This window comes from Enhydrobacter sp. (assembly GCA_025808875.1).
Taxonomy (GTDB): Bacteria; Pseudomonadota; Alphaproteobacteria; order Reyranellales; family Reyranellaceae; genus Reyranella.
Map to the genome: position 1 here is coordinate 1,443,281 of CP075528.1, position 24,294 is coordinate 1,467,574.

23 protein-coding genes are annotated in these 24,294 nt (G+C 67.4%); 6 read left to right on the forward strand and 17 right to left on the reverse strand.

Annotated elements, in window-relative coordinates; translation table 11 throughout:
- Position 1 precedes the first annotated feature (1 nt).
- The 13 genes from KIT25_07290 to KIT25_07350 form a co-directional block, all read right to left on the reverse strand.
- Positions 2 to 763, reverse strand: a complete 762-nt coding sequence (locus KIT25_07290; protein UYN96726.1) for an enoyl-CoA hydratase/isomerase family protein — start codon at positions 761 to 763, stop codon at positions 2 to 4.
- A gap of 55 nt (positions 764 to 818) precedes the next feature.
- Complete coding sequence (gene msrP / locus KIT25_07295) at positions 819 to 1,781, reverse strand: protein-methionine-sulfoxide reductase catalytic subunit MsrP (protein UYN96727.1); 963 nt, start codon at positions 1,779 to 1,781, stop codon at positions 819 to 821.
- 85 nt (positions 1,782 to 1,866) lie between these two features.
- Complete coding sequence (locus KIT25_07300) at positions 1,867 to 2,373, reverse strand: DUF962 domain-containing protein (GenBank protein ID UYN96728.1); 507 nt, start codon at positions 2,371 to 2,373, stop codon at positions 1,867 to 1,869.
- A 31-nt stretch (positions 2,374 to 2,404) separates the two neighbouring features.
- Positions 2,405 to 2,608, reverse strand: coding sequence for a hypothetical protein (locus KIT25_07305; GenBank protein UYN96729.1), 204 nt, complete (start codon positions 2,606 to 2,608; stop codon positions 2,405 to 2,407).
- Positions 2,609 to 2,954: 346 nt separating this feature from the next.
- A complete protein-coding gene (locus KIT25_07310; protein UYN96730.1) occupies positions 2,955 to 4,124 on the reverse strand; it encodes an MFS transporter in 1,170 nt (389 codons plus the stop codon).
- On the reverse strand, positions 4,121 to 5,617 hold the full coding sequence (locus KIT25_07315; protein UYN96731.1) for an ATP-binding protein: 1,497 nt from the start codon (positions 5,615 to 5,617) through the stop codon (positions 4,121 to 4,123). Before KIT25_07315 ends, KIT25_07310 begins: the two co-directional genes overlap by 4 nt.
- A gap of 11 nt (positions 5,618 to 5,628) precedes the next feature.
- On the reverse strand, positions 5,629 to 7,233 hold the full coding sequence (locus tag KIT25_07320; protein ID UYN96732.1) for a GMC family oxidoreductase: 1,605 nt from the start codon (positions 7,231 to 7,233) through the stop codon (positions 5,629 to 5,631).
- Positions 7,234 to 7,240: 7 nt separating this feature from the next.
- The gene (locus KIT25_07325; GenBank protein UYN96733.1) at positions 7,241 to 7,678 is read right to left on the reverse strand and encodes a hypothetical protein; all 438 of its coding nucleotides are present in this window, start codon (positions 7,676 to 7,678) and stop codon (positions 7,241 to 7,243) included.
- A 34-nt stretch (positions 7,679 to 7,712) separates the two neighbouring features.
- On the reverse strand, positions 7,713 to 8,051 hold the full coding sequence (locus tag KIT25_07330; GenBank protein UYN96734.1) for a hypothetical protein: 339 nt from the start codon (positions 8,049 to 8,051) through the stop codon (positions 7,713 to 7,715).
- Positions 8,048 to 9,121 carry an alpha/beta fold hydrolase gene (locus tag KIT25_07335; GenBank protein ID UYN96735.1) on the reverse strand — a complete coding sequence of 358 codons (1,074 nt, stop codon included), beginning with the start codon at positions 9,119 to 9,121 and terminating at the stop codon, positions 8,048 to 8,050. The genes KIT25_07330 and KIT25_07335 overlap by 4 nt, the downstream gene beginning before the upstream one ends.
- 84 nt (positions 9,122 to 9,205) lie before the next feature.
- A complete protein-coding gene (locus KIT25_07340; GenBank protein ID UYN96736.1) occupies positions 9,206 to 11,281 on the reverse strand; it encodes an elongation factor G in 2,076 nt (691 codons plus the stop codon).
- A 142-nt stretch (positions 11,282 to 11,423) separates the two neighbouring features.
- Positions 11,424 to 12,383: an LLM class F420-dependent oxidoreductase gene (locus tag KIT25_07345; protein ID UYN96737.1), complete on the reverse strand. Its 960-nt coding sequence runs from the start codon at positions 12,381 to 12,383 to the stop codon at positions 11,424 to 11,426.
- A 51-nt stretch (positions 12,384 to 12,434) separates the two neighbouring features.
- Positions 12,435 to 13,637, reverse strand: coding sequence for a pyridoxal phosphate-dependent aminotransferase (locus KIT25_07350; protein UYN96738.1), 1,203 nt, complete (start codon positions 13,635 to 13,637; stop codon positions 12,435 to 12,437).
- A 209-nt stretch (positions 13,638 to 13,846) separates the two neighbouring features.
- On the opposite strand from KIT25_07350, the gene KIT25_07355 reads away from it, so the two are divergent.
- The gene (locus KIT25_07355; GenBank protein UYN96739.1) at positions 13,847 to 14,656 is read left to right on the forward strand and encodes a TIGR03084 family protein; all 810 of its coding nucleotides are present in this window, start codon (positions 13,847 to 13,849) and stop codon (positions 14,654 to 14,656) included.
- Positions 14,657 to 14,710: 54 nt separating this feature from the next.
- The gene (locus tag KIT25_07360; protein UYN96740.1) at positions 14,711 to 16,420 is read left to right on the forward strand and encodes an NAD(P)/FAD-dependent oxidoreductase; all 1,710 of its coding nucleotides are present in this window, start codon (positions 14,711 to 14,713) and stop codon (positions 16,418 to 16,420) included.
- Here the strand turns inward: KIT25_07360 and KIT25_07365 are convergent.
- Genes KIT25_07365 through KIT25_07375 form a run of 3 tightly spaced genes read right to left on the reverse strand, consistent with a single transcriptional unit; the run spans position 16,417 to position 19,609 of the window.
- A complete protein-coding gene (locus KIT25_07365) occupies positions 16,417 to 17,235 on the reverse strand; it encodes a transglutaminase family protein (GenBank protein UYN96741.1) in 819 nt (272 codons plus the stop codon). The two genes, KIT25_07360 and KIT25_07365, sit on opposite strands and share 4 nt — an antisense overlap.
- A gap of 2 nt (positions 17,236 to 17,237) precedes the next feature.
- Positions 17,238 to 18,170, reverse strand: coding sequence for an alpha-E domain-containing protein (locus tag KIT25_07370; protein UYN96742.1), 933 nt, complete (start codon positions 18,168 to 18,170; stop codon positions 17,238 to 17,240).
- 2 nt (positions 18,171 to 18,172) lie between these two features.
- The gene (locus KIT25_07375) at positions 18,173 to 19,609 is read right to left on the reverse strand and encodes a circularly permuted type 2 ATP-grasp protein (GenBank protein UYN96743.1); all 1,437 of its coding nucleotides are present in this window, start codon (positions 19,607 to 19,609) and stop codon (positions 18,173 to 18,175) included.
- 82 nt (positions 19,610 to 19,691) lie between these two features.
- Between KIT25_07375 and KIT25_07380 the strand changes: the two genes are divergently transcribed.
- Together KIT25_07380 and KIT25_07385 are read left to right on the forward strand one after the other, a co-directional pair.
- Positions 19,692 to 20,681 (forward strand): zinc-dependent alcohol dehydrogenase family protein, encoded by a 990-nt coding sequence (locus KIT25_07380; protein ID UYN96744.1) that lies wholly within the window; start codon positions 19,692 to 19,694, stop codon positions 20,679 to 20,681.
- Between the two features lie 13 nt (positions 20,682 to 20,694).
- Entirely contained in the window at positions 20,695 to 21,069 is a 375-nt protein-coding gene (locus tag KIT25_07385; GenBank protein UYN96745.1) for a nuclear transport factor 2 family protein, read from the forward strand.
- A 24-nt stretch (positions 21,070 to 21,093) separates the two neighbouring features.
- Here the strand turns inward: KIT25_07385 and KIT25_07390 are convergent, their stop codons facing one another.
- Positions 21,094 to 21,651 (reverse strand): peptidylprolyl isomerase, encoded by a 558-nt coding sequence (locus KIT25_07390; protein ID UYN96746.1) that lies wholly within the window; start codon positions 21,649 to 21,651, stop codon positions 21,094 to 21,096.
- Between the two features lie 161 nt (positions 21,652 to 21,812).
- Here KIT25_07390 and tadA point away from each other — a divergent pair, with 161 nt between their 5' ends.
- Together tadA and coxB are read left to right on the forward strand one after the other, a co-directional pair.
- Positions 21,813 to 23,279, forward strand: a complete 1,467-nt coding sequence (tadA, locus tag KIT25_07395) for a Flp pilus assembly complex ATPase component TadA (protein UYN96747.1) — start codon at positions 21,813 to 21,815, stop codon at positions 23,277 to 23,279.
- Positions 23,280 to 23,421: 142 nt separating this feature from the next.
- Positions 23,422 to 24,285 (forward strand): cytochrome c oxidase subunit II, encoded by an 864-nt coding sequence (gene coxB, locus KIT25_07400; GenBank protein ID UYN96748.1) that lies wholly within the window; start codon positions 23,422 to 23,424, stop codon positions 24,283 to 24,285.
- Positions 24,286 to 24,294 lie beyond the last annotated feature (9 nt).

Genomic DNA, 24,294 nt, shown 5'->3' on the forward strand with positions numbered 1-24,294 from the left:
GTTACCTGCCTTGGAACTTCGCGGTGCGCTTCTCGAGCCGCGCCCTCATCCCTTCCTGCGCGTCCTGGCTCTGCATGGCCGCGACGACCAGCGCGTCGACGTCGTCGTGCCTGATGCCGTCGCGGAACTCGAGCTGGCGCACGGTCAGAGCCTTCATGGCCTTCAGCGACAGCGGCGCGTTGGCGGCGAGGCGATCGATCACCTTCGACGCCTCGGCCTCGAGCTGGTCGGCCGCCACGCAGCGCGCGATGAGGCCAAGCGCATGCAGCTTGGTGGCGGGCAGGGGATCGCCCAGCAGGAGCATCTCGCGCGTCGTCACCGGACCCAGCACCTCCATCAGCTTCTTGGCGAGGAACCAGTTGGGCGCGAGGCCGACCTGGGCGAGCGACATGCCGAACCGCGCCTTCTGGCTCGCCACGACGATGTCGCAGTGGAGCGCCAGCTCGTTGCCGCCGGCGATGGCGTCGCCCTGCACCACGGCGACGACCGGCAGCGGGCAGAGCTCGATGGCACGCAGCATCACCTCGATGCCGCTCGCCTGCCCGGCGCCCGCGGTCTTGCTGCGCTCCGCCATGTCGAGGCCCGCGCAGAACACGTCGCCCTTCCCCCTGATCACGACGACACGGTCATCCGGCGCGACAGGCGCGCCCAGCACTTCGATCATCTCGCGCAGCAACTCGCTGTCGAGCGCGTTACGCTTCTCAGGCCGGTTCATCCAGACCGTTCTGACCGGGCCGCTCTTCTCGACGATGACTTTGCTCATGGCGCTTCTCCCACTCCGGTTTTACCGGGCCGGAACGCCAAGGCAAAGCCGGCGCCTACATGAAGAGCTTTTCCGCCGTGCGGCCGGCATAGAGGCCGGTCACGAACTCGGCATAGCCGTTGTAGAGCAGGGTGGGGATTCTCTGGTCGCTGCCAAGCGGCTTTTCCGTCGCCTGGCTCCAGCGCGGATGGGGAACCTTCGGATTCACGTTGGCCCAGAATCCGTACTCGCTGGGCTGCAGCTTCTCCCAGAACGAGACCGGACGCTTGTCGGTGAACTCGATGCTGACGATCGACTTCACGTTCTTGAAGCCGTACTTCCAGGGCGCCACGAGCCGCAGCGGTGCGCCGTTCTGCCGGGGGATCGGCTTGCCGTAGAGGCCGGTCGCGATGAAGGCCAGCTCGTGCATCGCCTCGTCCATCGCCAGCCCCTCGGTGTAGGGCCAGGGATAGAGCGTCTCCTTCTGGCCGGGCATGACGGCGGGCTTGTTGAGGGTCTTCATGACGACATAGCGGGCACCGGCGGTCGGCTTGCAGAACTCGACCAGCGACTTCACCGTGAAGCCCGACCACGGCACGATCATCGACCAGGTCTCGACGCAGCGGTGACGATAGACGCGCTCCTCGAGCGGCATCTTGGCGAGCAGATCGTCGATGCCGATCTCGAACGGCTTGTCGACCATGCCGCTCACTGCGATCGTCCACGGCCGGATCGGCAGTTTCTGGGCAGCACGCCAGATGCTCTTGTCGCCGCCGAACTCGTAGAAATTGTTGTAGGTGGTGGCGAGCTTCTCGGCGGTGACCGGGGTGGGGCTGCCGAACCGGTCGTTGCGTGTCGCGGGGTAGAGGCCGGCGGACGGATCGGTTTCCTTGGTCTGTGCCATGGCGACCGAGGGCACGGCCATCGCGGTTGCGCCGAGTCCCGCGGCACGCACCAGCTCTCGTCGCCGCAAGTAGACGCCTTCGTCGGTGACCTGCCGCTCCGGCAGCTCCCAGCCGCGCCTGCGCTTGATCAACATGTTCGACCTCCTGTCGCGCCCCGTTCTGGCATTGGACCGGAAGACGGCGGCCCGCAAGTCAAACCATGCTCACCGCAGCGTGACGTCAAGCGCGAATCCGGTGGTCGTCCATGGCGCCGGCGAGATCCGACCGGTAGCCCATCGCCACCATGGTCTCTGCAACGAGGAACATGGGGCCGACGAAGGCCTGGAAGATGTTGCTGAGCAGGGCGGGTCGTTTGCCCTCGTAGTGGTGGCCGAGGAACTGCAGGATCCACCCGCCGATGAACAGCACGCCGAACGCCGTCCAGACCGGTTGCGGCCCAAGCGCCATGGCGAAGGCCTCGGCGACATACCACGCCACGGCCATGATGGCGGCCATGACGAGCCCGATGCCGAGATCGAGCGCCATCCAACCCAACACGGCAACGATGGTCACGACCAACGCCATCGGCAGAGTGCCGATTCCCGGATCCACGCTCCACTGGGTCAGGGCCAGCAACAGCGAGAACACGATGACGGGTATGCCGACGAAATGTGTCGCCTTGTTGCGCCAGTCGCGATGGACCGCGGCATAGGCGGCCAGCTCCCGCCGGAAGAGGTCGTTGGCCATGGGCGTCATCCTTTCGGAAGAACGCCGGATTCTAGGCCTTCGTTGCCGTCACTTCCAGAATCTTGGGCCACATCTGGTCTTTCCAGCCACCGTTGCCGGTGGTGGCCAGCACGACCTTGTCGCCTTGGGCGAGGATGAAGCGCGGTGTCGCGTCCGGCCGGGCCTTGCCCTCCTCACTTGCCAGGAAGGCAGTTCGCACCGCCCGCGTGTCGGCCGGCCAGCTTTCCTCGCTCACGACTAAGGACTTGTTGGCGGGATAGACGACCCGATAGTCGAGTTTCTTGAAGGCGTCGGACTTGAGGAAATCAGGCTCGGACTGGGCACGCCAGATCTTGCAGCCGCCTCAAAGCTCATGCCCGACGAAGACCAGCATCGGCTTGGCCGGCTGGGCGCCGGCGGATCGTCCCAGAGTGTGCGCAGCAGCAATCGCCAGTGCGCCAGTGGTCAGCGATCGTCTGTTCAACATGGCGAAAATTATGTGGCGGACCGTTCGCGATGAGAAGACCTCCTCACCGCCTTGTGACCTGCCGCGAACGACGGTGGCACGGCCCGGAATTTCCCTGTCTTCTCGACGGACCGGATCACGGTGTCGAGGGAGGAGCGTCCTGCAGTCCGCGGATCGCAAGGTATGCAGCAGCGCTGGTGGCCAGGAGGATCACCGCCAGCGGCAGTGCCGATCCGGAGTGTAGCAGGTTGGCGATGGCCGAACCGACCGCGGCGGCACCGATCTGGACGAATCCCGACAGTGAGGAGGCGGCGCCGGCGGCGTCGCCGACATCGGTGAAGGCCAGCGCCGCGCCGACGGAAAGGGCCACCCCGAAGGCCAGCCCGAACAGGGCAAGGCCCGCGACGACGGTGTAGACGCGATCCTGTCCGATCTCGACGAGGCCGAACAGGAGCAGGCCGGCCGCAGCCGCGATGACGGCGGCCAGTTCAAGCAGTCGCGGCCGGCTGGCGAACGACTGCATGCGCGGGCCGGCCATGCCGCCGACGGCGAGGCAAAGGCTCATGACCGCGAACGCGATGCCGAACTGCGTGTGGCCGAGGCCGAAATGCTCGATCAGGATGAAGGGCGCCGTGGTGTAGATGGCGCCGAAGGCGAAGTAGAAGGCCGCGCCGAACAGAATGCCGCGCCGGAAGCGCGGGCGCGACCACAGGAAGCCCATCTGCCGCGACAACATCCGAGGCGTCAGCGCGACCGCCGTGCGCAGGGTCTCCGGCACCGCGATGTAGGCGCTCACTGCGCACGCGAGGCTGAGCCCGGCGAGGATACCGAACAGCCAACGCCAACCGAAGGCGTCGGTCACCACGCCGCCGAGGATCGGCCCGACCACGGGCGACACGCTCATGATGGTGGCCAGCAGGCCGAGCGCGGCGGCGAGTTCGCTGTCGCGGCGCGTGTCGCGGACGATGGCGCGCGCCAGCACCGGGCTGCCGGCGGCGCCCGAAGCCTCGAGCAGACGAAACGCCAGCAGCGCCGCGAATGTCGGTGCGAGCGCGCACGACAGGCTGCCCAGGGCGAGTACGCAAAGACCGCCGATCAGCAACGGCCGCCGCCCGGTGCGGTCGGAGAGCGGACCGACGAACAGTCCGACGATCGCGAAACCCGCAAAGTATGCCGTCACGGCCAGGCCCGCGCTGCCTGCCGGCACGCCGAGATCGCGGGCCACGGCCGGCAGCGCCGGCAGCACCATGCTGTTGGCGAACTGCCCGACCGCGATCGCGGCCGACAGCAAGAGCAGCCGGTTCACCGGTACTCTGGGTCGCGGGCGCGGACCTGCTCGACCAGCCGGTTGCCTTGATCGCGCGCCATGGCCACCGAATCGTAGTCCATCGCCCAGCCGTTCAGCCAATGCATGAGCAGAACGTCACCCGCCGTGCCGCCCTCGGGAAGGATTCCCGTGACGAACCAGCCGAGCGACTCGAGTGCCGCCACCGCCTGCGGCAACGCCGGGTCGGTCAGCGGCAGGAACAACTGGCCGACCTCGGCGCGACTTTGCCGGGCGCCGTGCATCATCGTCCTGATCCGCGAGCCGATGTCGCTGCCGATACGCAGGACGGTCGCGCGCACGGTGCCGAGCATCGGCCGGACCGAGACGCTGATCTCGCTCAGTTCCGGTAAGGGCGGCCCGGCTTCGCCGCGCTCGAACGAAAGTCCGCACTGCTCGTAGAGCCCGGCGACGAAGTCCTCGTGTCCGGCCGGCAGCACCAATCGGGGAGCCTCGCGCTCACGCAGCAGGCCGGAAAGAAAGAGGATGGTCCCGCGCCCCTGCTCCTTGGTCTCGAGCCCGGCGAAAGTCTCGGCCGGAACGGCACCCAGCATCAGCCCGCACTCGGCGATGCCAAGACGCAGAGCCGCCTTCTGGGATGCGACATGGGTGGTGACGGCGCCGCCGAAGCGAACGTTCTTGCCCGACCCTTTCGCTTGCTGCGTGGCAAGCCCCATCAGTTTTTCGAGGAAACCCTGGCCTCTGAATGCAGGGTCGGTCGCCGCCATGCCGTACTCGAGCGCGTTCGGCCTGTCGGCGTAGTGGATCAGCGCCAGGTGGCCGACGAGTTGGCCGTTGGGCAACTCGGCGACGAAGCTGTCGAGTTCTCCCTTGTCGATCATGCGGGCGAGCGTTCCGCCGCTGTAGACCTGCTCGTTGAAGTAGGAGTAGCGATAGCAATCGTAGAACAGGCGGATGATCTCGATGGCATCGTCGCTCGTCGCCCGGCGGCAGACGATGTCGCCGGACGTCGCCGCGAGCGCAGCCGGCCTTGCTTGCGGGGGCCTTTCGAGGGTGGCGCCGATATGGTGCGGCGCCGCCTTGAACAGCGTGAGCTGCTTGCCGTCGCGGCCCAGCGATTCCAGCGTCACGACGTCCATGAGCCGCTGCATCAGGTGCCAACCCAGCCCTTGGTGCGGTGCCGCGCCGGTTTCGCCGCCGAAGGCCACCGGAAGGATGCGCTTGGGGTCGAACGGCCGACCACGGTCGCGGATGCGCACCGTCAGACCCTCGGTGCCCTGCAGGCAATCGATGTCGAAGCTCGCCTTTTCCCCTGGGTCGTAGGCGAAGCGAACGACGTTCGTTACCGCCTCCTCGGTGACGGTTTCCCAGTTGTCCAGCTCTGTGGCGCTGTAGCCGTAGGGTCTGGCTGCCTCGCGCACCGTGCTGCGCGCTATGCCGATGTGGGCGAGGTCGTTGGGCAGGGTGAGGCGAATGCGATCCCGCCGCCATTCGCCATCGGAAGTATTGGCCATCGTCGGATCCGTCACGCCGCGAGGTGGCTGGCGAGGCGCAGCGAGAGGGCGGCGATCGTCAGCGTCGGCGGATTGGCGCCCGTCGTGGGGAACACCGCCGATCCGACCATGTAGAGATTCGGGTGGTCGTGCGCGCGCAGGTTCGCATCGACCACCGAGGTCCTGGGATCGGTGCCCATGCGCGCGGTGCCGGCGATATTGGAGGTCACCGTCACCGGCCCCAGCTCGACGACCTGCGTGCAGCCGAGCGCATCGACGATGGGCCGCAGCTTGGCCTGAGTGACCGCGAGCCCGCGCAGCGTGTAGTCGGCCACCTTGAAGGCGATGCGAGGTCGCGGCTGGCCGCCGCCGTCGAGGCGATCGAAATCCGGCCTGACCCGGTTGGCGGGATCGGGCAGCATCTCCGCCGAGCCGCCGATGAGGAACTCGCGTTCGGTCCGTTCGGCGATCGCACGATCGAGCGCCTTGCCGCGCATACCTTGTCCGGCCAGGGCGGCCGCCGTCTTGAGAGGACCGATCGCGCGGCTGAAGCCTTCGTTGGTGAGGCCGCAGCCGACCGCGGCATACTCGCCGCGCTTGTCGTGGTCGCGAAACTCCCGGAAGCCTGCCGTCTCGACCGGGCCGCGATAGGGATAGAGCGGCTTGGCGGCAATGCCGGCGAACCCCTTCTGATAGTGGCCCATCAGGTTGCGGCCGAGCTGGTCGGACGAGTTGGCGAGGCCGTCCGGCGCGCGCTCGTCGCGCGAGGCGAGCAGCAGCTTCGGGGTCTCGATGGCATGTGCCGCGACGATGAAGGTCCGGCCGGTGACCGTGCCCTCGCTGCCGTCGGGCCGGCGAAAGCGCAGGCTCGCGATCCGGCGGTCGTCGCCCGGGACGAGGCGGGTCACCACGGCGCTGTCGAGGACGCGCGCGCCGGCGGTTTCCGCCTTGGCGACGTGGACCGCGCCGTCGTACTTGGCGCCCACCGGGCAGAGCGGGACGCAGCTGGCGCTGCCGCAGCAGGCGGGCCGGCCGTCGAAGTCGATCGAGTTGCGCGCCTGGGGATGGGTTCCGAGCGTCAGCCCGTGGGCCGGCGATACCGCGGCGACCTGGCGGTCGAGATAGGTGAAGGGGATTTCCGGGAGGGGGAAGTCCGTGGTGCGGGCGGGCCCGAGCGAGTTGGTCCGGCTGCCGGCAACGCCGAGCGCGGCCTCGGCGCGATCGTACCAGGGCGCCAGGTCGTCGTAGGTGAGCGGCCAATCGAGGGCGACGCCGAAGGCGGTTTTCATACGAAAGTCGTTGGGGTAGAGGCGTTGGGCGGTTCCGCCCCAGTGCCACGTCGTGCCGCCGACGGCGCGAAGGTAGGTGCCATGGAACGACACCGGGCCGTCCTGAATGTAGTAGTCGCCGATATGGGCTTCGTTGGGCGAGGGCGCCCACGGTGTCGCAGGGTAGGGCGAGTTCGAATGTTTGATGGGCGCCGCGAAGAAACGCATCAACGCATCGGACCGGTCGATCCGCGGTCCTGCCTCGACGATCAGTGTCGAGCGCCCGGACGATGCGAGGCGCCAGGCGAGCAGGGCGCCCGCGACGCCGCTGCCAACGATCACGAAGTCGGCGTCGAACGTATCTGCCATCGCCCCCTCAATTCGTGGGCGGTTGCGCCCAATAGCCGAACGCGCCGCCGCAGGATCCGTTCGGCTTGGTGAACGGGACCGCGTTCCAGGCAAGCGCGTCGGTGTAGGTGACGACGGTGCCACCCACCATCCCGCTGTACCATGCGGCGACGACGAGATTGGCGGCTTCCTCGAGGCCCTCGCCCTTGATGCGTTCGAGAAGGGCTGGACCTCCGCCCATCGTCGCCAGGGCGACCAGACGCGCGATCTGGGCGCCGTGGCTGCCGGCGCGCAGCGCCTTCTCGTAGTCGCCGGCCTCATCGGGATCGAGGTCACCCGTGGCCAGCAGGGTCGACGACAGCGTCAGGAACGGTCGAGTCGGTGCCGGCCATGCCGTTCCAGGCAACGTCGCCACTGCCGCCGCACCCGCCAGAATATCGCGTCGATGAGGGAATGATCGGGTCACGGAGGGCCTCGGCGCATGTCGTGGCGCACTCTACTCACTTCCCGAGCAGAGGGCGATGGTCTTCGTGGAGACCCTGCCGCAGATCGTCCGGAACGTCGTGGATCACGACCCGGTAGCGGATGGGAAACAGACGCATGGGGCAGCGCAGCACTAGGTTGCCCCGGTTGTCGATGCGATACTCGATCGGCTCGTTTACGCTGAAGAGGCTGCCGCGACAGTGTGCTTCGAGATCCGCGTGGCCGTCCGGCAGCACGCCCACCGCCTGGGCGCCGACCTTGTGAAAGGCGAGATGGTCGCCGAGATGGAGCACGACCCAGGTCCCCGCGAGCAGCGCGACGATCAGGCCGAGCGTCTCGAGCACGAACTTCGTCATTTGCCCGTCCGGTCCATCAGCACATTGAGCACGATGCCGATCGCCCGATCCTTGTCGAAATCCTCGAAGGTCGCGTGGGCGCTGTTCTCTAGGCAGTGGCTCGAATGCTTCACCTGGTTGGCGTCGAGGAAAGTCAAAAGACGGGGGACGTCCACCGTCTGGTCGTCCCGACCCCACACGACAGTGAGATCGTCGGCGGTGATCCGGCGGATGTCGACCATCGTCTGCGCTCTCAGGACCTCATAGGTGCTGCGGATCGGCACGGCGATGTATTGAAACGTCGCGTCGGCGGCCCGCGCATCCTTCACATCGGAGAAGCTGACGCGGCCGCGGCGGATCGGCTTGGGCAGCAGCGGGATGAACCACTGGACGATGGCCGAAACGACCGGCGTGCCGAGCAGCGCGGCAATCCCGGTATCGTTGGGATGCACGTACAATCCCGGCCCGGACAGCACCAGATGCCGCACCTTGCGGTGCTCGGCGACGAAGGTCGCGAGTATCGCGCCCATCGAGTGGCCGACGATCGAGACCTGCTCGGCGAACATCGCGATCTGGTCGTAGGCAGTCAGTGCGTCGCGCGCCCAGTCGCGGGCGCTGGTCGAATAGAGCAGGTCGATGCTGGACAGGCCGAATCCCGAAATCTGCGGCGCGAAGTAGGGAATGCCCTCGCGCCGTAGGGCTGCCAGCAGATGGTCGAACTCCTGCGGCGAGTGCGTGTAGCCGTGCAGCAACAGCACCGCGTGCGGCAGTCGGCCGCGCGGCGTGAAGATTCGCGGATAGGACGCCTCGTACGTGGCGATATCGTCGATCGGATCGAAGCGTGAAAGATATCCACCAACGAGCCTGGTGCCGCGCCAGCGGATCACGGTCCGGATGAGCAGCGCGGTGGCGAAGAACAGGCAGATCAGCAGAATCGGCCGGATGACGTCCGGATCGTGCATCCACGACGTATCCATGGCGACGATGTAGAGGGCGATCAGCAGCATCACCGATGTGGGGATGGCGATCGCCCATCTGACGAGCACGCCGAAACTGCGCCTCGGTCGCCCCTTGGACTCCATGTTCTTCACGCGCCGTGCACGCCCCGCTCGATCCTCGCGGGCCAGTATCCGCGAGGCCGGCGCGATGTTCCAGACCCTGGCTGCGCGCGCGGCCTATGCCGCCGCGCGCTTCCTGGCTTCCTCGACGATGCGGTCGGCGGTGCGGCCGCTCAGCTCCTGGAGGTGATCGAACTCGGCGCGGAAGGTGCCGACGCCCTGGGTCACCGACCTGATCTCCACGATCATGTCGGCGAGCTCCGACTCGGGCATCAGCGCCGACACCTCGTCCCAGCCGTTCCAGCCCGGCCGTGCGTCGTAGCCGAGGAGCTGGCCGCGGCGACCGGAGATCAGACGCTGGATGCGCGATGTGGAATCGGCCGGCGCCGCCACGGTGACCTTCAGGATGGGCTCCAGCAACACCGGCTTGCACTTGGGCATCGCCTCACTCATGGCGATGCGCGCCGCCATCTTGAACGACATCTCGGAGCTGTCGACCGAATGATATTGCCCGTCGTACAGCGTCACTTCCAGGTCGACGACGGGCTGGCCGAGCGGACCTTCCTTGAGATAGTCGATCAACCCGAGTTCGACAGCCGGGATGAAGTTGCGCGGCACGACTCCGCCAACGATCCGGTCGACGAACCGGAAGCCCGATCCACGCGGCAACGGCTTGAGCTCGACCTTGATGTCGGCGAACTGGCCGTGGCCGCCGGTCTGGCGCTTGTAGCGCGCATGCTGCTGCGTGCCGGCCTGGATCGTCTCGCGATAGGCGACCCGCGGCTGCTGCGTCTCGACGGCGACGTTGTAGCGTCCGGCAAGCTTGTCGATCGCGACCCGCAGGTGCATCTCGCCCTGTCCCTTGAGAAGCAGCTCGTGCGTCTCGGCGCGTGCCTCGAAGGACAACGACGGATCTTCCTCGACGATCTTGTGTAGCGCACCGGAGAGCTTGACCTCGTCGTTGCGGTTCTTGGCCGCGAGCGCCAGCGCGAAGACCGGGGAATCGACGGCCGGGAAATCGCCCACGGCGGCGATGCCCGCGCCGGCGATCGCCTGTCCCGACGACAGGGCGTCGAACTTGGCGAGGGCGACGATCTCCCCGGTCCTCGCCTCGGCCACCTTGTCGAGGCGCTGGCCGAACGGGCGGAACAGGCCACCGATCCTCTGACCGCCGATGGTCTGCCCTTCGGTGAGCGTGCCCGACCAGACACGGCAGATCGAAAGCTTGCCGGCGTGCGCTTGGTGCACGACCTTGAAGCACTCCGCCAAGGCCGCGCCGTCGGCGCCGAGCGAACGGCGCGCGGCGGTTTCGGCGGCGAACGGCGTGTCGTGTCGCAGTGCCTTGAGCAGGCGACGCACGCCGTTCTCGCGATCGCCGGCACCGAGCAGGACGGGGGCGATCTGGTCGGCGCCAAACTCGTCGTGCAGGTCGCGATAGATCAGCGACTTTTCGGGCGCGACGTCCTCGATGAGCTGCTCGAGCAGGGTGTCGTCGAACTCGGAGAGGGTCTCGAGCATCTCGCGGCGCGCCTCGGTCTCGCGCGGCAGGATCTCGGCCGGCATCTCGATCAGGTCGGAAGCGCCGCTGGCCTTGTAGCGGTAGGCGCGCTCGCTCACCAGATCGACATAGCCGATCGTCTCTTCGGCGCCGTCGGGCTGGGCACGGCGAATCGGCACCTGGCGCAGCACGAGCTTGCGCGTCGAGACCGTTTGCAGGGCGGCGAGCATGTCGCGCACGCGCGCTTCGGCCGAATCGATCTTGTTGATGAAGAAGATGTGGGGGATGTGGCGATCCTCGATGTACTTGAGCAGCGGCGCCAGCGTCGTCACCCGTTCCGGGGAGGGCTCGCAGACCACGACCGCGGCGTCGCACACGGCGAGAGCGGCGAAGGCGTCGTGCTGGAACTCGATCGATCCCGGAACGTCAAGGAAGGTCCACTGATCGCCCAGATAGTCGACCGACGCGATGTTGAGCTCGGTGCCCATGCCGCGCTTGCGCGCCTCCTGGGTGCCGTCGCCGATGGAGGTTCCCGCGCGGGTCGATCCGCGCCGGCCGATGGCCCCCGTGGCGTAGAGGATGCTCTCGAGCAGGCTGGTCTTGCCCGAGAGGTACGGCCCGCACAGCGCCACCACGCGATGCGCGCCGCTGCCTGGTCTGCCCCCAGGGATGGTTCCGGCTTTAATGTCATTCATGACAACGTCCTCCCTTCTGCGCGTTGGCCTGCGCGGAGAAGCTCCGGACGATGGTCGCACCCGAACTCAGCGGCCGGAGCGAAGCCTTGTCTGTGAAATCGTTTCACCCCGGCCCGGGCGAGTCAATCGGCGGGGCCGCCTGTCATATCCTGTCGATCACTGCGGCTCGAAACCGCTTCATCTCGGCCAGGATCGCTTCGGCCGTCGGTCGGCCAAAGTCGATATCCACAGCCGTCACGCCCAGATCGCGGAGGTGCCGCAGATCGGCCGCGACATCGGCGTCGCTGCCCGAGAACAGGCGCCGCTCGCCGTCGTTGGCCTTGGGCGGCACGGCGGCGCCGTAGCGCTTCACGCGGAAGGCCACGGCGACCTTGGCCGGATCCCGGCCCGCGGCGGCGGCGGCCTGCCGCAGGCGTTCGATGCCGCCCTCCAGCCGCGGCAGCGTGTCGAGCAGGTGCTTGTTGTTGGAGCCGATCGGATACCAAGCGTTGCCGATGCGCGCGGCGCGGCGCAATGCGACCGGTCCCTCGCCGCCGACCCAGATCGGCGGGTGCGGACGTTGCACCGGCTTGGGCTCGAGGACGATGCCGTCGAAGCTGGTATAGCGGCCGGCGAATTTCGGCGAGGGCTCGGTCCATAGCACCTTGAAGGCGTCGATGTATTCGTCGGTCACCGCGCCACGCTCGGAGAACGGCGTGGTGACGACGGCGTCGAACTCGGTCTCCAGCCAGCCGGCGCCGACGCCGACCACCAGCCGCCCGCCGCTCAGCACGTCGAGCGTTGCCAGCATCTTGGCCGCGAGCACGGCCGGACGATGCGGCACCACGAGCACCGCCGCGACCAATCGGATGCGGGAGGTCTTGGCTGCGACGTAGGCCGTCGCGATGAGCTGCTCGTGCCGCTCGGTCGGCGCCTCCTCGTAGAACGCGCCGCTCTCGGAATAGGGATAGCCCGGCACCCTGGTGTCGGGCAGCACGACGTGGTCGGTCAGCGTGAGGTAGTCGAAGCCCATGGCCTCGCCCTCGACCGCGATCCGGGTCATGTCGCCGACGGCCGACAACGGGCCGGAATTGGGCAGGTTGAAGCCGATCTGCATGAACAAGCCCCGGGTGCTTTCTCCCAAGGCCCATCCTAGAACAGACGGGGTCCCGCTTCAGCTCAGCGCCGCACACGCGCGCTGGATGCGCCGCCCCGCCTCCTCCAGCAGCTCCGTCGCGGTGGCGTAGGAAATGCGGAAGGCCGGGCCCTGGCCGAAGGCCGAGCCCTGCACGACCGACAGGCCCTCCGCCTCGAGCAGGTAGTTCACGAAGTCGGTGTCGTCCTTGATCGTCTTGCCGTCCGGCGTCTTCTTGCCGATCGTGCCGGCGCACGACGGGTAGACGTAGAACGCCCCTTCCGGCCGAGGGCACCTGAGGCCCTTCGACTGATTCAGCATCGACACGATGAGATCGCGCCGCTGCTTGAAGATCGCGACGTTCTTCGGGATGAAGTCGGTCGGTCCGTTGAGTGCCGCCACCGACGCCGCCTGGCTGATCGAGCTGGCGTTCGAGGTGCTTTGGCTCTGCACCGTGATCATGGCGTCGATCAGCTTCTGCGGTCCCGCCGCGTAGCCGATGCGCCAGCCGGTCATGCTGTAGGCCTTCGACACGCCATTCATGGTCAGCGTGCGGTCGTACAGCTTGGGCTCGACTTCGGCCGGTGTGGAGAAGACGAAATCGTCGTAGACCAGCTTCTCGTACATGTCGTCGGTCAGGACGTGGACCTGCGGGTGCTTCAGCAGCACGTCGCACAGCGCACGCAGGTCGGCCCTGGTGTAGGCCGCGCCCGTCGGGTTGCTCGGCGAATTGAGGATCAGCCATTTGGTCTTCGGCGTGATCGCCCGCTCGAGCGCCTCGGGTTGCAGCTTGAAGCCGACCGACTCGGGGCACTGGACGATGACGGGCGTGCCGTCGCCGAACATCACCATCTCGGGATACGACACCCAGTAAGGGGCGGGGATGATGACCTCGTCGCCCGGGTTCAGGGTCGCGAGCATGGCGTTGAAGATGATCTGCTTGCCGCCCGAGGTGACGACGGTCTGGCTCACCTTGTAGTCGAGCCCGTGGTCGCGCTTCATCTTGGCGACGATGGCCTGGCGCAGCGCCGGCGTGCCGGGCACGGCCGTGTACTTGGTGTCGTTGGCGTGGATCGCCGCGATCGCCGCTTCCTTGATGTGGTCGGGCGTCGGCATGTCGGGCTCGCCGGCGGCCAGGCCGATGACGTCCTTGCCGGCCGCCTTCATCTCCAGGAACTTGCCCTGCGCGGCATTGGTCGGAGAGGGCTTGATGCGGCCAAGACGGTCGGCAATGAACGCCATAACGCAGACGCCTCCTTCGGGCGGGTGGCAAACGGCCGCGAACCTACTGGCGCATTCCTGCCTCCGCAAGGCGAGCCGTCCCCTGCTGCCGCTATTTATCGTCCGGGCTCGCCGTACCGCCGCTAGGGGCCCACTCGAGCGGCGGAAAATGCCGGCCTGTCACTTGCGGCTGGTGCCGCGGCGCAAATTGCGGAAAGTTGCGGCCGATCATGCTCCCGCAAATCACCGACCTGCGCGCCGAGGCGGACGAGTTCGACCGGTTGTTGACCAGCCTGCGGCCTTCCGACTGGTCCCGTCCCACCGGGTTCAAGGCGTGGACGACCGACGACATCGTGCGCCATCTCCATGCCGGCGACCTGTTGGCGCTCGCCTCGGCGACCGATCCCGACTCCTTCACCGCGCTGCTCGCCGACTCCCAGGCGAGGCGGGGCGCCGGGATGGGCCGACGCGAGGTGGAGGCGCTGCGCGTCGGCGGTGATCTCGGCGGCGCGGCCTTGCGCGAGCGCTGGCATACCGCGCTCATCCGCCTGTGCGACGTGCTCGCCGCGAAGCCCGCCGATGCACGGCTGAAATGGGCGGGACCGGACATGGGGCTGCGCATGTTCACCACCGCGCGGCAGATGGAGGTGTGGTCGCACGCCCAGGCGATCTACGACGTCATGGGCCGGGAACGGCCGGCGCCGTCGCCCCGTCTCAGGAACGTGGCCGAGATCGGTGTGCGCACCTTCGGCTGGACGTTCACCGTGCACGGGCTGCCGGTACCGCCGGCCGTGCCGGCGGTTCGCCTCGACGGTCCGGACGGCGCGACGTGGCGCTGGAACGACGGCAATGCGATCGATCGCATCTCGGGCGGCGCCGTTGAATTCTGCCAAGTGGTTACGCAGACGCGCAATGTTGCCGACACGCGGCTCGTCGTCGAAGGCGAGACGGCGCGACACTGGATGAGCATCGCCCAGTGCTTTGCCGGCCCACCGGAGACTCCGCCGGCGAAGGGTGCGCGATATCGCGCTGCGGTCTAGACCCGTGGCACCTTCGCCATTGTCCGCAGCCGCGGATGGCCGCATCCTTTGTCCATGACCAGCAAAGTTCCAGCCGGCGGGTCGGGCGGCCCGCAATACGAAGTCGTCGTCATCGGCGCGGGTGTCGCCGGCATCTACCAGATCAAGCGCCTGGCCGATCTCGGCGTGAAGGCCACCGTGCTCGAACTGGCTGGCGACCTCGGCGGCACCTGGTACTGGAATCGCTATCCCGGCGCGCGATTCGACTCGGAAAGCTACACCTACGGCTATTCCTTCTCGCGCGAGGTGCTGGACGAGTGGCACTGGAAGGAGCGCTTCTCCGGCCAGCCCGAGAACCTGAAGTACCTGAACTTCGTCGCCGACAAATTCGACCTGCGCCGGCACATGCAGTTCCACAGCCGCGTGGTCTCGGCGCATTGGGAGGAACCGGCACGGCAATGGCGGCTCGCGGTCCGCGACGAGAAGACCGGCGCCACGCGCGACCTCACCTGCCGCTTCGTCGTCATGACGCTCGGCCTGCTCTCCCAGCCCACCCTGCCGCGGCTGCCGGGGATCGAGGACTTCGAGGGCCCGTCGTTCCACACCTACTATTGGCCGCAGGAGCCCGTGGATCTCGCCGGCAAGAAGGTCGCGGTGATCGGCACCGGCGCCACGGCCATCCAGGTGATCGGCGAGATCGCCGACAAGGTGGGCGAGCTCACGGTGTTCCAGCGCCGCCCCAACTGGAGTGCGCCGCTCAACAACGGGCCGATCTCGGAGGCGGAGATGGCCGACATCCGCCGCCGCTACGACGAGATCTTCGCGAGTTGCGCGCGCACGCCGGGCGGTTTCGTGCACGAACCCGACCGCCGCGGCTTCTACGAGGTGAGCCGCGAGGATCGCGTCAAACTGTGGGACAAGCTCTACGACGAACCGGGTTTCGGCATCTGGCTTGCCAACTTCCGCGAGATCTTCATGGACGAGGCGGCCAACGCCGAGCTCTCGGAATACATCGCCGAGCGCATCCGCCGCCGCGTCGAGGATCCGAAGGTGGCCGAGAAGCTGATCCCCAAGGACCACGGCTTCGGCATCCAGCGCGTGCCACTCGAGACGCGCTATTTCGAGGCCTACAACCGTCCAAACGTGCACCTGGTGTGCCTGCAGGACACGCCGCTGGTGCGCGTCACTGCGAAGGGGCTGCGGACGACTGAGAAGGAGTACGAGTTCGACGTCATCGTCTACGCCACCGGCTTCGATGCCATCACCGGCGCCTTCGACCATATCGACATCCGCGGCACCGGCGGCCGGACCCTGCGCGAGAAGTGGCAGGATTCCTGCTCGACCTTTCTCGGCATGATGGTGCATGGCTTTCCGAACCTGCTGATGCCGGCCGGTCCGCAATCCGGCTCTGCTTCGACAAACTACCCGCGCGGCATCGAGACCGGCGTCAACTGGTGCACGGCGTTCCTCGAGCATGTGTGGCGGCGCGGCGAGACGCGCTTCGAGCCGACCGCCGAGGCCGAGAGACGCTGGACCGAGCACGTGGTCTCCATGTACTCGATGATGCTGATGCGCAAGGCCAAGGGCTGGTTCACCGGTTACAACTCCAACGTCGCCGGCCACGAGGAAGGCAAGGTGCGCTACTTCGTCTACAACGGCGGCGCGCCGAAGTACGTCGACCGCATCACCAAGGTGGCCGACCGCGACTACGAGGGCGTGACGTTCGGCGCGGCACCGGTCGAACGGCCGGCGAGCCGGCCTCCCGCCACGGTCCGCCCGCTTTAGTCCACCGTCGTTATCGATGCTTCCACGGTCATCGTGGCGTTGCCGAAGCCGGTGCGCCGGCCACTGACCGGCGCGGCGTCGCGGTAGTCGAGGCCGATCGCCACCATCAGGCAGTCGCCGCGCGGCGAGATGCCGTTGGCCGGGTCGAAGCCCACCCAGTCGAGGCCGGGCACCCAGGCTTCCGCCCACGAATGGCTGGTGCGTCCGACCCGCAGCTCGGGGTCGTCGTTGCGCAGGTAGCCGCTGACATAGCGCGCCGGCACGTCGAGTCTTCGGCAACAGGCGATGAAGACGTGGGCGTCGTCCTGGGCGACACCGGCGCCGCGGGCGAGCGCTTCGACCGCCGTCGTCTCCACGGTGGATACGCCGGTGCGGTAGACCATGCGCCGGCGCAGCCGCTCCATCAGTTCGTGCAGCGCGCCGACCCGCTGCGTCGGGTCGGCCACGCGTTCGCGCAGGCCGTCGATCACGGGATCGAAGCTGGCGTCGTGCCGGGCGAGGCCGCTGTTGCGCAGCCAGAAGGGCGGCGGAAGGGTGGGCGCGTCGACATGCCGAAGCCACTGGTCGCCGCCGATATACTCGTAGACGCCGGAAACCGCGATCTCGACGGCGTCGTGCTGGCGCGCAACCGAGAAGGTGGTGACGTGGTTGCCGTGCCCGTCGATCCACTCCGAGCGCTTGCCGGGTCCGTCGATGCGCCACGACTGGATCCGCTGGCCACCGCCCGGCTTGGGCATGAGCCGCACGTCGTGGATCGAATGGCCCGACGGCTGGTCGAACTCGAAGCGCGTGATGTGATGGACCGAGAATCGCATGGTCAATCCAACAGGAACTGACGGCCGATTTCGTCGCTCAGCGTGGCGATGTCGGTGCGCACGCCGCGCAGGAACTTCGACAGCCCGACCTCGAACACGCTGTCGATGCGCGCATAGCGCAGCCGCGCATGCAGCTCTCCGGCGAGACGGTCGGCCTCGCCGCGCGTGCCGTAGGCGTCGGCGAGCTCGCGCATGTTTAGATCGACCATCCACAGGCAATGATGGACCGATCGCGGCACGTCGCGGCGCAGCATCATCAGCTCGGCGACCTTCCTCGGATCGAGCGAGCTGCGATAGATTCGGCGATAGGTCCGCACGGCGCCGATGCAGGCGAGCAGCTCCGACCAAGCGAAATAGTCGAGCTCGCGGGCATGCGGATCGCCGTCCGGCCGTAGGGCGTGGAACTTCACGTCGAGGATGCGCGCGGTGTTGTCGCCGCGTTCGAGGAAGGCACCGAGCTGGAAGAAATTGTAGGCCTCGTCGCGCAGCAGCGTGACCTGCGCCGCACCGAAGATCATCACCGCCTGCTTCTTCACCGACTCGATCAGGGCGCCGCGATCTATATGCACCCGCTCGCCGCGCAGCTTGCCGCTGAGCTCGAGCCACAGGCCGTTCAGGCTCTCCCACACGTCGACGGTGATGTTGTTGCGCTCCTCGCGGGCGTTGCGGCGCGCGAAACCGATGGCGCTGACGATGGAGGAGGGGTTGCCCTCGTCGAAGGCCAGGAAGTCGATCAGGTTGCTGAGCCGCGCGCCCTGCTCCTGGACCTGCCGGAACTCGTCTTCCATGCCGAAGATCGCCACCACTCCCTCGGCTTCCTTGCCGCGCGACTGCAGCGCCATGCGCTGCGTCGCCTCGATCAGCCGCGCCGTCGTCTTGGCACGCTGAAGATAGCGGCCCATCCAGTAGAGATTCTTGGCGGTGCTGCTCAGCATGACTAGTCGCCGGATGGCATGTCCGGCGCCAGCACCCAGGTGTCCTTGGTGCCGCCGCCCTGGCTCGAGTTGACGACCAGCGAGCCTTCCTTGAGCGCCACGCGCGTCAGCCCGCCGGGGATGATGGTGATCTTGCGGCCCGACAGGACATAGGGCCTGAGGTCGACGTGGCGCGGCGCCACGCCCTGGGCGACGAAGGTCGGACAGGTCGAGAGCGCCAGCGTCGGCTGGGCGATGTAGTTGTCGGGCCGTGCCTTGAGGAGCTGCGCGAACTCGTCGATCTCGGCCTTGCTCGAGGTCGGGCCGACCAGCATGCCTTTGCCGCCCGAGCCGTGTACTTCCTTGACGACGAGCTCGGGCAGGTGCCCGAGCACGTACTTGTGGTCGTCGGCCTTGTCGCAGCGCCAGGTCGGCACGTTCTGCAGGAGCGGCGCCTCGCCGAGATAGAACCGGATCATCTCGGGCACGTAGGTGTAGGTCGACTTGTCGTCGGCGACGCCGTTGCCGAGCGCGTTGACGATGTTGACGCGCCCGGCGCGCAACGCGCCCAGCAGACCGGCGACCCCGAGGAAGGAGTCCGGGCGCATCGCCAGCGGATCGAGGAAGGCGTCGTCGACCCGGCGGTAGATGACGTCGACGCGCTGCGGCCCACGTGGCGTCCTCATGTAGACGCGCCCCTCGTCGACGAAGAGGTCGGAACCCTCGACGAGCTCGATGCCCATCTCGTCGGCGAGGAACGCGTGCTCGAAATAGGCGCTGTTGTAGTGACCCGGCGTCAGCAGCACGACGTTGGGCTCCGCGTCGTCGCTGAACGACACCGACCGCAACGTCGCCAGCAGCTCTTCGGAATAGTCGGCGACCGGTAGAACGCGCATCGCCGAGAAGAGTTCGGGTGCCAGCCGCATCATCACTTCGCGGTTCTCGAGTACGTACGACACGCCGGACGGCGTGCGGACGTTGTCCTCGAGAACGTAGAACTCCTTTTCGCCGACGCGCACCAGGTCGATGCCCGCTATGTGCGCGTGTACGCCGCCCGGCAGCTCCAGGCCCTGCGCCATGGCGACGAACTCGGCGTTCATCAGAACCTGCGCCTCGGGGATCACGCCGGCGCGGCATATCTCGCGCTCGCGGTAGGCGTCGGCGAGGAAGGCGTTGAGCGCGCGCACGCGCTGCACCAGACCCTTGTGCAGATATTCCCACTCCTCCCAGGCGATGACGCGCGGGATGATGTCGAACGGGATTGTCGTCTCGTGTCCTTCCGCCGCGCCGTAGGCGCCGAAGGTGATTCCGTGCCGTCGATAGAAAAGGTCGACTTCCTGCCGCGTGGTGGCCACGCGCTCGGGCGAGGTGTTCTCGAGCCAGCGGGCCACGCCGCGATAGGGCGCGCGGATCGCGCCGTCCGCGCCCGATTTCATTTCGTCAAAGGCCCTGGCCGCCATCCCGGCTTTCCACCCCGTGTCGAATCACAGTACAAGCAATCGACGGGCCAACAAAGCGCCCGAGACGGGCGGGAGGAACGGCGTGAAGCAGGTGCTGATCGACCGCTATGGCACTCCATGGGACGTCGCGCGCTGCGCTGAGGTGCCAGACGTCGGTGCCCCCCAGGCGGACGAAGTCGTGTTCGACGTGCTGGCCTTTCCGATCAATCCGGCCGACATGTGGTTCTGCAGGGGAAGCTATCGGCTGAAGCCGCCGCTGCCGGCCACGCCGGGCGCCGAGTGTGTCGGCCGCGTCACCGCGGTGGGCGCCGGCGTGAGGCACGTCAAGCCGGGCGACCTCGTGATCAACCTGCAGCGCGAGAACTGGGCGCAGAAGCGCAAGGTGAAGGGCGACGACGCCATTCCGCTGCCTCCGGCGATCGATCTCAGGCAGGCGGCGATGGTGCGGATCAATCCGCCGACCGCGCAGCTCATGCTGTCGGACTTCGTCGACCTGAAGGGCGGCGACTGGGTGATCCAGAACGTCGCCAACTCGGCCGTCGGCCGGCTGCTGATCGTGCTCGCCCATCAGCGCGGCCTGCGCAGCGTGAACGTGGTGCGCAGACCGGAACTCGCCGAAGAGTTGAAGCAACTCGGCGCCGATCTGGTGATCGTTGACGGCGACGATCTCGCCCAGCGCGTCGCGCGGGAGACGGGGGACGCGCCGATGCGCCTCGGCGTCGAGGCGGTAGGAGGCGCGGCCACGGGACGGCTCGCCGACTGCCTCGCCACGGACGGCACCTTGGTCCACTACGGTTCGATGAGCGGACAGAATCCCGACGTGAACCGCTCCAACTTCATCTACCGCGGCATCAGACTCACCGGCTTCATGCTGGGACGCGGCCTCGCGAAGCGCACGCCTCAGAAGATTCGCGAGATCTACGCCGACCTCGCCCAGCAGGTCGTCGCCGGCAAGCTTCACGCGCCGGTCGACACGGTGTATCCGATCGACAGGATCAAGGATGCGCTGGCGCATGCCGACAGGGGCGGGCGCAACGGTAAGATATTGGTCAGTCCCAACGGGACGATCTGAAAGGGAGAACGAGATGGCTTCGGACGTCGCGGAAATCGAGAAGGTGCTGCAGGTCTACTTCGACGGCCTCTACGAGGGCGACACCGGGAAGCTGGGGCAGGCGTTCCATCCCCTGTCGCACCTCTACAGCGTCGGCACCGACGGCAAGGCGGCCGACTTTCCGCGCACCGACTGGTTCAAGATGGTGGAAGGCCGCAAGTCGGCGAAGGACAGCGGCAGCGAGCGGCGCGATCGCATCGTGTCGATCGACTTCTCCGGGCCGGCCACCGCCTTCGCCAAGGTCGAGTGCCAGATCCCGCCGCGCTACTTCACCGACTACCTGACGCTGGTGAAGGCCGACGGCCGCTGGCAGGTCATCTCCAAGACCTTCCACACGGTGACCAAGTGACAATGTCCGCGGGACGCGCGGACGTCAGTCCTTCGCGTCGGCCGCGACTTGGACCTTGATCATCTGGTCGGCGGGCGCGGGCACGCTACCCGACTGCCCGACGCCGCGCTTGATCTTGTCGACGAACTCCATTCCGGAGACGACGCGGCCCCACACCGTGTACTGGCCGTCGAGGAAGTTCGAGTCCTTGAAGACGATGAAGAACTGGCTGCGCGCACTGTTCGGGTCGTTAGTGCGCGCCATCGAGACGGCGCCGCGCGTGTGCGGCTCGCGCGAGAACTCCGCTTTCAGCGTTTCGCCCATGCCGCCCGTGCCGGTGCCGTTCGGATCGCCGGTCTGCGCCATGAAGCCCTCGATGACGCGATGGAAGACGATGCCGTTGTACTTGCCCTCGCGCGCCAGCTTCTTGATCTGGGCGACGTGGTTGGGTGCTAGGTCGGGGCGCATCTCGATGACCACACGGCCGTCCTTGAGGTCGATATAGAGCGTGTTTTCCTTGTCCATGGCGGCAGCTCCTTCCGTGAACATGAGGGTGGCGACGAGGGCGAACAGTGCCGAAACCAGCCGCATGAACAGATCCATTCCCGGGTTGAACGCGAAGCGGCGCGACCATAGCCGCCGGACTTCCAAACGCAAGCGCGATGACCGTGGCGCGGCGCCGGGCAAACCGCCGACTCGCCATCTGTGCATGGATTGGCGAACGCGTTTGACCGCGCCGCCGTTCCATCGCGTAGACTGCCGCCATGACCGCCCATAGCGGCGTGCGCCGGCTGGCGCGTTCCTTCCTGCAGATCGTTCCGTCCGTCGGCGACGAAGCGCGGGGACGCGACCTCGAGGAGGCGTGGACCGCCTTCTGCAGGGATATGGATGGCGCGGTGCAGACGGCGCTCGATGCCAGCCGAACGCCCCCCGAGATCGCCTATGCCGTCGGCGAGATCGTGCACAATTACTTCCGGGCCCGTGGCGTGACGCTCACCAGCCGGGAATTGCGCGGCATCGTGGCGGAACTGGTGGCTCCGTCGGCGCCGGCACCCGATCCCGACGAGCTCACCGCCATGGTGTCGTTCGCATCGTCGGCGGCCGGGACGAGCCTGTGGACGGGCGGAGAGGCGGCCGATGCCGGCCCCGCACGGGTCGAGGTCTCCCTTCCGCCCGCCCGTTCGCCGCTGGTCGAGCGGCTGGAGCCGCACGAGGCCGGCGTCGATCGTCTCCTGCCGCGCGTCGTGGCGGCGGCCTTGCGGACGGTCGATGGGCTGTCGCGCGCGGCGGCCTTGTCGGCGCTGCGTGGGATCGTCGATGCGGAGACGGGCGCGGCGGCCGGCGAGTGGCCGTCGGAAGCGCGCGAACGGCTGGCGCTGATGGCGCTGAGCGAGGTAAGCGGACTCGGCCTGATCGACCGGCTGTGGTCCGATCGGTCGATCCAGGCGGTCTACGTCAACGGGCCGAAGGCGGTCTTCGTCGAACGCGCGGGTATCCTCACGCCGGCAGCGGAGACGTTCTCCGATGAAGCCCATGTCATGCGATTGCTGGTCCGGCTCGCGCGCGGCGTGCGCGAAGGAGTCGTCGAGATCAGGTTGCGCGACGGCGGTAGCGGAACCATCGTCTTTCCGCCCGCCGCGCCGGCGGGACCCGTGGCCGTCATCCGTCGCGGCGATCCGGCCGACGCCACCTTCGCGCGCCTGATCGCGTCCGAGCTGATCGATCGGCGATCGGCCGACGTCCTGCGAATCGCCGCGCGCTCGCACCTGAAGATCGCCGTCAGCGGGCCGCGAGGATCGGGCAGGACCGCGCTTCTGGTCGCCTTGGCGCGCGATCTTGGCGACTTGCGTGTCGTAACCGTGGCGGGCCACCGGTCGTTCCGTCACCCGTCGCCCACGAAGGTCGAGCTGGCTGCGACGGCGGGCGGCCCGGCGTCGCTCGTCGAGACCGCGCGCCGACTCCGGCCGGACGTTCTCATCTTCGATGGTGTGCCGTCGCAGGCTCTGCCGGAAGGCGGAACGGCGATCGTGGCGGCACTCGATGCTGCGGAACGATGGCCGGCCGACCTGACGATCCGGCTGGGGCGGGCAACGGACGGTCTCTACCGAGTCCTGGGATTGCAGGACGCGAGCGGCGCCGACCTGCGCACGGGACAAATTGGCCGTCCGTCCTTTGCCGACGCGGTCGAGGCCGCGGGCTATGGCGCCGCCTGGTCGCGACTCTTCGCCTGACACTGCGACCGGCCGCCACATACCGACCGGGGGCAAAAACCCGTTACGACGCACTCCTATATCTGGTACTAACCGCTTTGAATTGCGGGGGATTTTGCGGGCCGGAACCCCGAAAGGGGCAGCACGCTGAAGGGATGGATGCATGGTCGGCAAGCGGCTACTGGGGCTCTTGGGGATTGCGACGGCGACGGCTGGCCTGACACTGTCGAATGCTGCCCTGGCGCAAAAGGTCATCGGCGTGCCGCACGATTGGCAGATGAACTTCCCGCCGTCCTACACGCCGGTGATGGACAAGGTGGCCTCGCTGCACGACATCCTGCTGGTGATCATCACGCTGATCTCGCTGTTCGTGCTCGGGTTGCTGGTTTACGCGATGTTCCGTTTCCACGCGTCGCGCAATCCGACCCCCACCACGACGACCCACAACACGGTGCTGGAGATCGCCTGGACGGTCATTCCCATCCTGATCCTGGTGGTGATCGCGATCCCGTCCTTCCGGCTGCTCTATTACAGCGACAAGGCGGTGGACGCGGCCTTCACCATCAAGGTGACGGGCCGGCAGTGGTACTGGCACTACGAATATCCCGATCAGGGCAACTTCTCGGTCGACAGCCGCATCCTGAGCGAGGCGGACCGCGCCAGGCTCAAGCCCAACCAGCCGCGCCTGCTCGCGGTGGACGAAGAGATGGTCATTCCGGCGAACACCACCATCCGCGTGATCGGCACGGCCGCCGATTCGATGCATGGCTGGACGGTTCCCGGCTTCGGCATCAAGAAGACCGTCATTCCGGGGCGCCTCAACGAGGGCTGGATCAACGTGCGCGAGGAGGGGCTGTATTTCGGCCAATGCTCGCAGATTTGCGGCAACGGCCATTCCTACATGCCGATCGCCGTGCGCGTGGTGTCCAAAGCCGAGTTCGACAAGTGGGTCGAGGACAAGAAGAAGGCGGCCGGCTTGCCGGCCGACACCAACTTCGCTTCGGCAACCCCTCCCGCTACCCGCTAAGCGCATCGC